The organism is Roseovarius sp. MBR-79 (assembly GCF_053628555.1).
Window position 1 is genome coordinate 192,857 of sequence record NZ_JBRJGP010000007.1, and the last position, 11,502, is coordinate 204,358.

9 protein-coding genes are annotated in these 11,502 nt (G+C 66.5%); 4 read left to right on the plus strand and 5 right to left on the minus strand.

Translation table 11 applies throughout. The features are described from left to right. The first annotated feature begins 158 nt into the window (after nucleotides 1-158). Together ACSSV8_RS09545 and ACSSV8_RS09550 are read left to right on the plus strand one after the other, a co-directional pair. The gene (locus tag ACSSV8_RS09545; RefSeq protein ID WP_454282276.1) at nucleotides 159-1,508 is read left to right on the plus strand and encodes an aminotransferase class III-fold pyridoxal phosphate-dependent enzyme; all 1,350 of its coding nucleotides are present in this window, start codon (nucleotides 159-161) and stop codon (nucleotides 1,506-1,508) included. Nucleotides 1,509-1,618: 110 nt separating this feature from the next. Continuing rightward, the gene (locus ACSSV8_RS09550) at nucleotides 1,619-3,133 is read left to right on the plus strand and encodes a YifB family Mg chelatase-like AAA ATPase (protein ID WP_454282277.1); all 1,515 of its coding nucleotides are present in this window, start codon (nucleotides 1,619-1,621) and stop codon (nucleotides 3,131-3,133) included. On the opposite strand, the gene ACSSV8_RS09555 is transcribed toward ACSSV8_RS09550, so the two are convergent. Genes ACSSV8_RS09555 through rsmI form a run of 4 tightly spaced genes read right to left on the minus strand, consistent with a single transcriptional unit; the run spans nucleotide 3,120 to nucleotide 6,304 of the window. Further along, nucleotides 3,120-4,004, minus strand: a complete 885-nt coding sequence (locus tag ACSSV8_RS09555) for an alpha/beta hydrolase (protein ID WP_454282278.1) — start codon at nucleotides 4,002-4,004, stop codon at nucleotides 3,120-3,122. The two genes, ACSSV8_RS09550 and ACSSV8_RS09555, sit on opposite strands and share 14 nt — an antisense overlap. After that, the gene (gene gshB, locus ACSSV8_RS09560) at nucleotides 4,001-4,936 is read right to left on the minus strand and encodes a glutathione synthase (protein WP_354538011.1); all 936 of its coding nucleotides are present in this window, start codon (nucleotides 4,934-4,936) and stop codon (nucleotides 4,001-4,003) included. The genes ACSSV8_RS09555 and gshB overlap by 4 nt, the downstream gene beginning before the upstream one ends. A gap of 58 nt (nucleotides 4,937-4,994) precedes the next feature. Further along, nucleotides 4,995-5,429, minus strand: a complete 435-nt coding sequence (locus ACSSV8_RS09565) for a YraN family protein (RefSeq protein WP_454282279.1) — start codon at nucleotides 5,427-5,429, stop codon at nucleotides 4,995-4,997. Further along, on the minus strand, nucleotides 5,426-6,304 hold the full coding sequence (gene rsmI, locus ACSSV8_RS09570) for a 16S rRNA (cytidine(1402)-2'-O)-methyltransferase (RefSeq protein ID WP_354538013.1): 879 nt from the start codon (nucleotides 6,302-6,304) through the stop codon (nucleotides 5,426-5,428). Before rsmI ends, ACSSV8_RS09565 begins: the two co-directional genes overlap by 4 nt. A gap of 79 nt (nucleotides 6,305-6,383) precedes the next feature. Between rsmI and ACSSV8_RS09575 the strand changes: the two genes are divergently transcribed. Both ACSSV8_RS09575 and ACSSV8_RS09580 read left to right on the plus strand, forming a co-directional pair. Beyond that, nucleotides 6,384-7,559, plus strand: coding sequence for a penicillin-binding protein activator (locus ACSSV8_RS09575; protein WP_354538014.1), 1,176 nt, complete (start codon nucleotides 6,384-6,386; stop codon nucleotides 7,557-7,559). 16 nt (nucleotides 7,560-7,575) lie between these two features. Beyond that, nucleotides 7,576-10,344, plus strand: coding sequence for a [protein-PII] uridylyltransferase (locus tag ACSSV8_RS09580; protein WP_354538015.1), 2,769 nt, complete (start codon nucleotides 7,576-7,578; stop codon nucleotides 10,342-10,344). 25 nt (nucleotides 10,345-10,369) lie between these two features. Here ACSSV8_RS09580 and ACSSV8_RS09585 read toward each other — a convergent pair. Continuing rightward, a partial coding sequence (locus ACSSV8_RS09585) for a hypothetical protein (RefSeq protein ID WP_454282280.1) occupies nucleotides 10,370-11,502 on the minus strand: 1,133 nt, incomplete at its 5' end.

Below are 11,502 nucleotides of genomic sequence, written 5' to 3' on the forward strand. Positions count from 1 at the left end.
GGGGATCGACACGTCAACGTCGCCTTCAGGCCAAAGCCCGATCCGCTTTCCTCCTGTCATACCCCGCCTTTCTTCCCCGCACCCACTCTCCCTCTGGACAGTTCCCGTGCGCGGTGGCAGAATTTGATCAAATATCACACTCTCCCGGAGCACGCCCCATGAAAGACGACAATTTCCTGCGCGAGATGAATGGCCGCCACCTGTGGCAGCCGATGGGCCATCCCGGCGAGGCGCAGCGCAACGCGCCGCGCATCATCAAGACGGCAGAGGGCGTGCGCCTGCACGACATCGACGGACATTCGGTGGTGGATGCCGTCGGCGGCCTCTGGTGCGTCAATCTCGGCTATTCCAACGACGTGGTGAAACAGGCGATCTCTGATCAGCTTTGGCAATTGCCCTATTACTCGGGCTTTGCGGGCACCACCAACCCGGCCGCCATCGAGGCGTCCTACGCCGTGCGCGAGTTCTTTGCCGAGGACGGGATGGAACGGGTATTCTTCACCTCGGGCGGCTCGGACAGCGTCGACACCGCGCTGCGCCTTGCCCGCCAATACCACCGCCTGCGCGGCGAACCCACGCGCACCAAGTTCCTCAGCCTCAAGAAGGGCTATCACGGCACCCATTGGGGTGGTGCCAGCGTCAACGGCAACAACCGCTTTCGCATCGGGTATGAGCCGCTCTTGCCCGGCTGTTTCCACATCGCCGCGCCCTACACCTATCGCAACCCGTTTGACGAAAGTGACCCGGCGAAACTGGCGGAAAAGATCGCCGCCGCCATGGTGGACGAGATCGAGTTTCAGGACCCCTCGACCATTGCCGCTTTCATCATGGAGCCGATTCTCGGCGCGGGCGGCGTGATCGTGCCCGATGCGTCCTTCATGAAACACATGCGCGCGATCTGCGACCGCTACGGGATCCTGATGATCTCGGACGAGGTGATCTGCGGTTTCGGGCGCACCGGCGACTGGACTGGCGCGCGGCATTGGGGGGTGAAGCCTGACCTCATGACCATCGCCAAGGGCATCACCTCGGGCTATTTCCCGGTGGGCGGCGTGCTCATCTCCGGCGCGGTGGCCGAGGTATTCGAGACCTCGGACGCGCGCGGCGCGATCTGGACGGGCTATACCTATTCGGCGCATCCCGTGGGGGCGGCCGGCGTGGTGGCCTGCCTCTCGGAGACCCTGCGCCTTGACACCAAGACGAACGCCGCTGCGCGCGGCACCCAGCTTTATGAAGGCGTCAAGCGGCTGGCCGAGAAGCACGACATCATCGGCGATGTGCGCGGCGGGCACGGCCTGATGACCGGGATCGAGATCGTCAGCGACCGCGCCGCGAAAACGCCGATGGATGCGGCCACAATGCAGCGCATCCACACCGCCACCTATGACGCGGGCGCGATGGTGCGGCTTGGCGCGCATAACGTCCTGATGTCGCCCCCGCTGGTGATTTCCGAGGCCGAGGTGGACGTGATCCTGAACGCGCTCGACGCGGGCTTTTCGGCGGCCTGAGCCAAAGAGGGGCGACGGGCCGGACCTGTCGCCCCAAAATTCACCGTTAACCATTCTTAAACCTCCCGGCGCTACCCGTTAACCCTGACGCATCGCCGCGCGGGGAAAACATGGTCGCACGCGCCTATACCGTGGCTTTTGAAGGGGTCGAGGCGCGCCCCGTGGAGGTGCAATGCGCCGTGCTTGCCGGAGTGCCGGGATTTGCCCTTGTCGGTCTGCCCGACAAGGCCGTGTCGGAGGCGCGCGAGCGGGTGCGCGCGGCGCTCTCGGCGCTGGCCATTTCGCTGCCCTCCAAGCGCATCGCGGTCAACCTCTCGCCCGCCGACCTGCCCAAGGAGGGCAGCCATTTCGACCTGCCCATTGCCCTCGCCCTGCTCGCCGCGCTCGAGATCCTGCCCCATGACGCGGTCGAGGGCACAACGGCCCTTGGCGAATTGTCGCTCGACGGGACGCTCATTCCGGTGATCGGCGCGCTCCCTGCGGCCATGTCAGCGGCCGAAGAAGGGCGCATCCTGCTCTGCCCGCGCGCCTCGGGGGCCGAGGCCGCCTGGGTCGGCGCGGCGCAGGTGATCGCTGCCGCCTCGCTGGCCGATGTGGTGCGCCATTTCACCGGCGAATGCCCCATCGCGCCCTCGCAACCCGGCGAGGTGACCGGCCCGCCACCGGGGCGCGACCTGCGCGACGTCAAGGGGCAGGAGCGCGCCAAGCGCGCGCTGGAAATCGCCGCCGCCGGGCGGCATCACATGATGATGGTGGGCCCGCCCGGTTCCGGCAAATCCATGCTGGCCGCGCGGCTGCCGGGTATCCTGCCGCCGCTCAGCCCCGCCGAGGCGCTGGAAACCTCGATGATCCATTCGGTCGCGGGGCTCATATCCGAGGGCGGAATCAGCCGCACGCGCCCCTTCCGCGAGCCCCATCACACCGCCTCGATGGCGGCGATCACGGGCGGCGGACGCAGCGCCAAGCCGGGAGAGATCAGCCTTGCCCACAACGGCGTGCTCTTCATGGACGAATTTCCCGAGTTTCCACGCCCCGTGCTCGAGACGTTGCGCCAGCCCATCGAGACCGGCGAGGTGATGATCGCGCGCGCCAATGCGCATGTGAAATATCCCTGCCGCTTTCTGCTCGTGGCTGCCGCGAACCCATGCAAATGCGGGCATCTGAGCGATCCCGCCCGCGCCTGCTCGCGCGCACCGAACTGCGGCGAGGATTACATGGGGCGCATTTCCGGCCCGCTGATGGACCGCTTCGATCTGCGCCTTGATGTGCCGCCGGTGGCATTTAGCGATCTCGATCTGCCCGCCTCTGGCGAAGGGTCGGCGCAGGTGGCCGAACGGGTCGCGGCGGCGCGGGCGGTGCAACGCGCGCGCTTCGCGGACCGGCCCGACATGCGCCTCAATGCCGATGCCGAAGGCGAGGCCCTCGAGGACATCGCCACACCCGACGCCGAGGGGCGCGCCCTGCTCACCCGCGTGGCCGAGCGGTTCGGCCTGACGGCGCGCGGCTATCACCGGGTGTTGCGGGTGGCGCGCACCATCGCCGATCTCGACGGCTCTGACGCCGTGCGCCTGCCCCATGTGGCAGAGGCGGTCAGCTTTCGCCTGACAACCATCAAAGAGACCTGAGCCACCCCGCCAGATCGCGCAAAGTGGTCTGTGCCTCGGGCAGGATGTTGTGGAAGATCGGCCAGACATGCGGGTGGTCCGGCCTCAGATGCACCTCGCTCGTCACCCCCTGCGCCGTCAGGGCCGCGTGCATCCGCAGCGCATCGTCGCGCAGGATCTCGGTATCGCCCACGGTCAGCCAGACCGGCGGCGCACTCTCGAACCGGCCGAAAAGCGGCGAGGCCCGCGGATCGGACGGGTCCTGCCCGCCCAGGAACATCTCCAGCATCTCGCCGATCCGCTCTGCCGTCAACATGGTGTCGCGCAGGGCGTTTTCACGCACGGAGCCGCCCGAAAACGTCACGTCCGTAAGGGGCGAAAACGCAAAGAGAGCCGCCGGAGCGTCCAGCCCCTGCCGCAGGATCTCATGCAGGAGGGCGAGCGCCAGACCGCCACCCGCGCTGTCCCCGCCGAGAATCACCTCGCGCTCTGCCCGCAAGGCCCGGTAGCAGGCCAGCGCATCCTCGATCTGAGCCGGGAACGGGTGCTCCGGCGCCAGACGGTAATCCGGCAGGCAGCTCTCGAGCCCGGTCAGCGCGGAAAGCCGCGCCAGCATCGCGCGGTGCGTATCCGAGGTGCCGAACACGTAGGCACCGCCATGGAAATAGAGGAGGACCGGCCCTCGCCCCCTGACCGCGCCGCGCGCCCGCGCCCATTGCACGGGCACAGCCCCCAGCCTCCCGCGCTCGAACCGGCTGCCCCGGGGCGCATGGAAATAAACCCGCGCCTTCAGCGCAAAGGACCGTCGCAGCCGGTCCTTGTCATGCCGCGCCAGCGCCGGCTTCTCGAACCACCGAAGGTGGCGGTTCAGAAGCGCAAGCTGCCAGCTCATCCCCGCCGCGCCTCGATGGCGTCCCAGATAAGTCCCGCGCCATTGGTCCCGTCGAACCGCTCGAGTTCCTGAAGGCCCGTGGGCGAGGTCACGTTGATCTCGGTCAGGTAATCGCCGATCACGTCGATGCCGACGAAGATCTGCCCCTTCTCGCGCAGAAGCGGTCCGATCCGTGCGCAGATCTCGCGGTCGCGGTCGGTCAGGCCGATCTTCTCGGGCCGCCCGCCCACATGCATGTTCGACCGCGTCTCGCCCGCGGCGGGCACACGGTTGATCGCGCCGATGGGCGCGCCATCCACAAGGATCACCCGCTTGTCGCCCCGGCTCACATCGGGGAGGTATTTCTGCGCGATAAGCGGCTCGCGCGAGAAGCCGGTGAACATCTCGTGCAGGCTTGCAAGGTTCCGGTCGCTCTCGGGCAGATGGAACACCCCCGCCCCGCCGTTTCCGTAAAGCGGCTTGAGAATGACATCGCCATGGCGCGCACGAAACGCGCGGATCGTGGCAAGATCGCGCGCGATGGTGGTGGGCGGCATCAGGTCGGGGAAGTTCAGGATCAGAAGCTTTTCGGGGAAATTGCGCACCCAGAACGGATCATTGACCACCAGCGTAGCCGGGCTCAACCGTTCCAGCAGATGCGTCGTGGTGATGTAATGCATGTCGAACGGCGGATCCTGCCGGAGCCAGACCACGTCGAAATCGGCCAGATCGACCACCTGGTTTTCGCCCAAGCGGTAGTGATCCCCCGCCACCCGCTGCACCTCGAGTGGCCAGCCGCGCGCGGTGATGCGCCCCTCCTCATAGGCGAGCGCATCGGGCGTGTAGTAAAAAAGCTCATGGCCCCGCTCCTGCGCCTCGATCATCAGGCGAAAGGTGCTGTCGGCGGCGATGTCGATCGGCCCGATCGGGTCCATCTGAAACGCGATTTTCATGCGTGGCCTCATGTGTCACATCGCCCCTTTCATGGGCCATGCCGCGCGCGCGCGCAATTCAGAAAAGTCCGAACGCCGCCTCGAGGATGTTCACGGATCCGATGCCATCGACCGTCGCCACGTCGAATCGCACCGGTGCCAGCTGCCCCTCGGGCGTCAGCCCGATATATTCGGAGGCTGCATGATAGATCCGCTGCAATTGCCCCTGATGCAACCGCTGAAGCGCCAGATCATGCGTTGCCGCGCGCTTGACCTCACAGAACACATAGGTGTCGGGCGCGCGCAGGACGAGGTCGATCTCACCGCTGATCCCGCGCCAGCGCCGCGCCAGAACCTGAACGCCGCGCCCCTCGTAAAGCCGCGCGACCATGTCCTCGGCGGCCTGCCCGCTGAGAAAGGCGCGCCGGCCCCGTTCCTGTCGCCACTGCGGCACACCTTGGTGCATGCCCACAGTCGGAGCGGCGTCGAAATCGAAGGCCAGTTGCCGCATCATGACCCGTCCCCTTGTTCCTTGCGCGCCGCAAGCTGCAAGGCTCGCTGATAGACCGTGCGCCGGGGCAACCCCATATCTGCAGCCACCCGATCCGCCGCATCGCGCACACTTGCGCCTTTGAGAGCCTCTTCCAGAGCCCGGTCTATATCACCTTCTTTAATATCCGGTGAATCCCCGCGCCCGATCACGATAACGATTTCGCCTTTCAGCGTCTCTCCGGCGCAGTCCCGTGCAAGGGTTTCCAGCGTTTCCCGGCGCGTTTCCTCGAACTTCTTGGTGATCTCGCGGCAGAGCGCCGCCGGTCTCTCGCCGCCCAGCACCTCTGCCGCGTCCGCCAGCATCGCGGCCACGCGCCTGGGCGATTCGTAGAACACCAGCGTCGCGGGCACCGCGCCAAGCTCCTTCAACACCGTCTTGCGCCGCGCAGAGCTGCTTGGGAGGAAGCCCGCGAACAGGAACCGGTCGGTGGGCAGGCCCGAGAGCGTCAGCGCCGCGATCACGGCCGATGGCCCCGGTGCCGAGATGAGCGGATGGCCCGCCGCCACCGCCGCGCGGCCAAGATCAAAGCCCGGATCGGCCACCATCGGTGTGCCTGCCTCCGACGCGTAGAGCACCGATCTGCCCTCCGCCAGCGCCGCCAGGATGCGCGGGCGCATCTTTGCGCCGTTATGATCGTGATAGGCCCAGAGCGGGCGCTCGCCCAGGGCCACGCCATGGATTTCCATCAGCCGCCGCAGGCTGCGCGTGTCCTCGGCCACCAGCACCTCTGCCGACGCCAGCAGATCGAGCGCCCGGAGCGTGATGTCGCGCGCGGCGCCGATCGGGGTGGCGATGAGGTATAGTCCGGCGGCCAGTTTCTGCGGATCGGAATTCATCGCTGGACCCTTGTTCCATGACGGCTATGATCACGCCTGCGTGTATCCTGCCTTGGGTGCCCATAACAGGGAGTAGACCATGTTTGCCGTTTCAACCCTCCTCCGCAAGCCCCTGGCCCGCCTCGCCGCGATTCTCGCGCTCATCGGGCTGGCCGCTTGCGATGTCGCGCCAGGGGCCATGACCGGCGGGGGCGGCAGCGTGGCGCGGGGCGGCGCGGTGCCGGTGGCCCTTCTGGTGCCGCATGGCACGGGTAACGCGCAGGAGGCGCAGCTTGCCCGCGATCTGGAGAATGCCGCGCGGCTTGCGGTCGCTGATCTCGCGGGCGTCGAAATCGACCTGCGCGTCTACGGCACCGCCGGGCAACCCGCGCAGGCGCAGCAGGCCGCGCTCAACGCCGCCGCCGATGGCGCACAGATCATCATCGGCCCGCTTCATGCCGAATCGGCCAATGCCGTGGCCGTCGCCATGGCACAGCGCAACATCAACGTGCTGGCCTTTTCCAACAACCCGACCATCGCGGGCGGCAATCTCTTTGTCCTGGGACAGACCTTCCGCAACACCGCCGACCGGCTGGCGGGCTTTGCCACGGGCCAGGGGAAATCCCGCATCCTGGCGGTCTATTCCGACAACCTCGCCGGACAGCTCGGGCTCGAGGCGATCAGCCAGGCGGTGCAGGCGCAGGGCGGCACGCTGGCGGGAAGCGTCAGCTACGATTTCTCGCAGGACGGGGTTGTCAACGCCGTGCCGGTGATCCGCAGCACCGCCGAGACCAATGCGGCCGATGCAATCTTTCTGACGGCCAACAGCGCGGGCGCGCTGCCGCTCTTCTCGCAGATGCTGCCCGAGGCGGGGCTTGGTCCGGACCGGGTGCAGTATATCGGCCTGGCCCGGTGGGACACACCGCGCCAGACACTCGATCTTCCGGGGGTGCAGGGAGGGTGGTTCGCCGTGCCCGATCCGGCCCGCTCTGACGCGTTCGAGAGCCGCTTTCGCGCGGCCCATGGCAATAGCCCGCACCCGATCGCGGGCCTCGCCTATGACGGGATCGCCGCCGTCGGCGCGCTCACCAAGGCCGGTCGGGGCCTCACGCGCGGCGATCTCACGCAGGCGGCCGGCTTCCAGGGGGTGAGCGGCGTCTTCCGGCTGCGCCCGGACGGCACCAACGAGCGCGGCCTTGCCGTGGCGACCATCACCGACAAGCGCGTGCAGATCCTGTCGCCCGCACCCCAGGGCTTTGGCGGTGCCGGGTTCTGAGGCCCGCGCGGCGCTGATGCCCCTGCCCCAGCCGCCCGCGCCCCCCGCCGACCTGATCCTGCCGCCCGACGAGATATTCGCGGCGGGCAAGGTCGCGCTGGCACTGGACGAGGCCGCTGCCGGTGCCACCGACAGCGCCGCGCTGCGCCGCGCGGCCGTGTCTGTCCTCGGGGCCGAGATGACGCGCGGACGGGCGGCGATTTCCGAGGCCTTTGCCGCGCGGCCGTTCGATGCGCGCCCGGCCACCCGTGCCTGGTGCTGGCTGACCGATTGCGTCACCCTCGCCGCGCTCGATCTGGCCACGCAGCACATGCACCCGCTCGCCACGCCGACCGAGGCCGAGCGCATCGCCGTCTGCGCAGTCGGCGGCTACGGGCGCGGCGAGATGGCGCCCCATTCGGACGTCGATCTGCTGTTTCTCACGCCCTACAAGATCACCCCCTGGGCCGAGAGCGTGATCGAATCGATGCTCTACATCCTGTGGGATCTCCGCCTCAAGGTCGGCCACGCAAGCCGCACCATCCGCGACTGCCTGCGCCTTGGATCGGAAGATTTCACCATCCGCACCGCGCTTCTGGAGCATCGCTTTCTTGGTGGTGATGCCGCCCTCGCGCAGCGCCTCGACACCGAGTTGCGCGACAAGCTCTTTACCGGCACGGAGCGCGAATTCACCGAGGCCAAGCTTGCCGAGCGCGACGCCCGCCACGAAAAACAGGGCGAGCGCTATATGGTCGAGCCCAACGTCAAGGAGGGCAAGGGGGGCTTGCGCGACCTGCAATCACTGTTCTGGATCGCGAAATATCTGCACCATGTGCGCGATGTCGGCGATCTGGTGGCACTCGGCACCTTCACCCAGGAGGAATTCGGCACGTTTCAGCGCGCCGAGAGCTTTCTCTGGGCGGTGCGCTGTCATCTGCACCTCATCGCCGGGCGCGCCAATGACCAACTCACCTTCGACGTGCAGGTGCAGGTGGCCGAGCGCATGGGCTATGCCGATCGCGGCGGGCGGCGGGGCGTGGAGATCTTCATGCAGGATTATTTCCGCCACGCCACCGCCGTGGGGGACCTGACGCGCATCTTCCTGACCAAGCTGGAAGCCGCGCAGCAAAAGGCCGAGCCGCTGCTGCAACGCCTGCTCAAGCGGCGCAAGAAACTGCGCGCGGGCTATGTCGAGACCACCGGGCGGCTGGCCGTCGCCGACGAGGCGGCCTTTCTGGCCGATCCGCTCAACCTCCTGCGTCTTTTCGAGGAGGCGCTGCGCACCGGGCTTTTGATCCATCCCGACGCCATGCTCATGGTCACAAAAAACCTCTCACTTATCGACGAGGGGTTCCGCCACGACCAGGCGGCGCAAAAACTCTTTCTCGACCTGCTCCTGAAACACGGCAATCCGGAACGCGCGCTGCGGCGCATGAACGAGCTTGGCGTGCTCTCGGCCTTTCTGCCGGAGTTCGAGCCCGTGCGCGCGATGATGCAGTTCAACATGTATCACCACTACACGGTGGACGAACATATCATCCAATGCATCAGCCATCTGGCGCAGATCGAGCGGCGCGAGTTGATCGAGGAATTGCCGGTTTCCTCCGAGATCCTCAAGGAAGGCGTCAATCGCCGCGTGCTCTATCTCGCACTGCTCCTGCATGACATCGGCAAGGGCCGGCCCGAGGATCATTCGATCCTGGGCGCGCAGATCGCGCGCAAGGTGGCCCCGCGCCTTGGCCTCTCGAAGCGCGAGGCCGAGACGGTGGAATGGCTGGTGCGCCACCACCTGCTCATGTCCGACACGGCGCAGAAACGCGATATCGCCGATCCGCGCACGGTGCGCGATTTTGCAAAGGCGGTGCAGACGCGCGAGCGGCTTGACCTGCTCCTCCTGCTCACGGTCTGCGACATTCGCGGCGTCGGCCCCGGCACCTGGAACAATTGGAAGGCCTCGCTGTTCCGCGCGCTCTACCGCCAGACCCGCCGCGCGATGGAGGGCGGGCTTGAGGCGCTCAACCGCGAACAGCGCGGCGTGGACGCCAAGCGCGCGCTGCGCGAGGCCCTGCCCGACTGGGACGCGAAAGACCTCAAGCACGAGACCGCGCGCCACTATCCCCCCTACTGGCAGGGGCTGCATGTCACGGCCCATGTGATCTTTGCCCGGCTGCTGCACGACCTGCACGAGGACGAGATCGCCATTGATCTGGCCATCGACGCGGATCGCGACGCCACCCGCGCCTGTTTCGCGCTGGCCGATCATCCGGGCATCTTCTCGCGGCTGGCGGGGGCGCTGGCGCTGGCGGGGGCGAATGTGGTCGATGCGCGCACCTATACGTCCAAGGACGGGTTCGCCACCGCCGTGTTCTGGATCCAGGACGATGACGGCAGCCCCTTCGAGGCAAGCCGCCTGCCGCGCCTGCGCCAGACCATCGCGCGCACCCTCAAGGGCGAGATCGTGCCGCGCGAGGCGATCAAGTCCCGCGACAAGCTCAGGAAACGCGAGCGCGCCTTTCGCGTGCCCACCCATATCACCTTCGACAATGACGGGTCCGAGATCTACACCATCATCGAGGTCGATACCCGCGACCGTCCCGGCCTGCTCTATGATCTCACCCGGACGCTGGCGGCCAACAATGTCTATATCGCCTCGGCGGTGATCGCGACCTTCGGCGAGCAGGTGGTCGATACCTTCTATGTCAAGGACATGTTCGGGCTGAAATTCCACTCCGAGAGCAAACGCGCCGCGCTGGAACGCAAACTCCGCGCCGCCATCGAGGAAGGCGTGGAGCGGGCGGGGGCCTGAGGATTTCCCTGCCCCGCGCGGGCGGTCAGTGCTCCGTGCGCTTTATCAGCGGCAGGAGGTTGGCGATCCGCGAGCGCAATTCCAGCGGAACATCGTCCCGCTCGGCAGCGTCGCGCAGCATGTTCATCACGTGACTGGCCCGCTCTTCGTCCAGATCGCCGAGAACCTCTCGGATTGCCTCTGCTTTTTCGGCGTCAGTCTTGCTGTCTTGATGAACGATTTCCAGAATTTGCTGTATCGCCGTGCCAATGAGAGGGTCCTGGCCGCCATTTGACTGCTCTCCGATCCCGTCGCATCCCAGCCGTACCGCCAGATCGCGGAGAACGGTCTCGCGCTGTTGAATTGGACCAATCAGCCCCGGATTGACACCGAGCTTTTGGGACATGGCATAGTCCAGAAGCGTGATCGCGATTCGCGAGCAGGTCTCCTTTGGCTCTGCCTCTCCCGCATCATGGCGTGCCAGCAGATCCCTGTCCCGCGCCAAAGCGCGCCGATAATAGAGATTGCCAACACTCGAGCTTGGCTGTTCCTCGGCCAGATCCCTGATCCCGCGGGTGGCCAGGTCGATGATGGTCTGTGCCGGGGCCGCCCCCTCACACCATTCGATCAGGTCCGTGCAGACCTGCCCTGCCGGGGCGTCCGGGTTCTCGGCAAGCCAGGTTTCGAGATACTCAACCGCCTCGTTTTGTCTTCCCATCCGGTGTATCAGGCTGCCGACGGTTTTCACGACTCTTGACGTCTCCCGCGAGAGTGGAACATCACGGAGGTAACACTCGCCCAACTTAATCGCCGCGTCAAAACGACCGAGGCTGGCAAGTGCGTCCATGGTGAAGATGTAGCTGCGCCAGCCCCAGGTCGGGCGGCCACATGCCCCTTCGGGATTGTAGCCGTTCAACTGGATCAGTTTCTCCAGCAAGGGCGAATTGATCACCGCTGCATATTGAACGGCATGCGCAAGGAGATCATCGTGGGGCTGTACCGACCCGTTTATCCAGCAAGGCTGACCTTGCTCATCGATGACCGGCGCGCCGTTTTGTTGCGAAAGGCCCGCGAGGCAGACCCGGGTCGTGTCGCGAAGGTGGTGGAAATTTGAAGGTGGCGTAATCTCCGGGTGAACGAAACCCACCCAACCGGCGGCTGGCACCGCCAAGGAGATCA

What these genes read in the sequence shown, in the direction of transcription:
- ACSSV8_RS09575 (WP_354538014.1), top strand. Translation starts at nt 6,384, where the DNA reads ATGTTTGCCGTTTCAACCCTCCTCCGCAAGCCCCTGGCCCGCCTCGCC.
- ACSSV8_RS09580 (WP_354538015.1), top strand. Translation starts at nt 7,576, where the DNA reads ATGCCCCTGCCCCAGCCGCCCGCGCCCCCCGCCGACCTGATCCTGCCG.
- ACSSV8_RS09545 (WP_454282276.1), top strand. Translation starts at nt 159, where the DNA reads ATGAAAGACGACAATTTCCTGCGCGAGATGAATGGCCGCCACCTGTGG.
- gshB (WP_354538011.1), bottom strand. Translation starts at nt 4,936, where the DNA reads ATGAAAATCGCGTTTCAGATGGACCCGATCGGGCCGATCGACATCGCC.
- ACSSV8_RS09555 (WP_454282278.1), bottom strand. Translation starts at nt 4,004, where the DNA reads ATGAGCTGGCAGCTTGCGCTTCTGAACCGCCACCTTCGGTGGTTCGAG.
- rsmI (WP_354538013.1), bottom strand. Translation starts at nt 6,304, where the DNA reads ATGAATTCCGATCCGCAGAAACTGGCCGCCGGACTATACCTCATCGCC.
- ACSSV8_RS09565 (WP_454282279.1), bottom strand. Translation starts at nt 5,429, where the DNA reads ATGATGCGGCAACTGGCCTTCGATTTCGACGCCGCTCCGACTGTGGGC.
- ACSSV8_RS09550 (WP_454282277.1), top strand. Translation starts at nt 1,619, where the DNA reads ATGGTCGCACGCGCCTATACCGTGGCTTTTGAAGGGGTCGAGGCGCGC.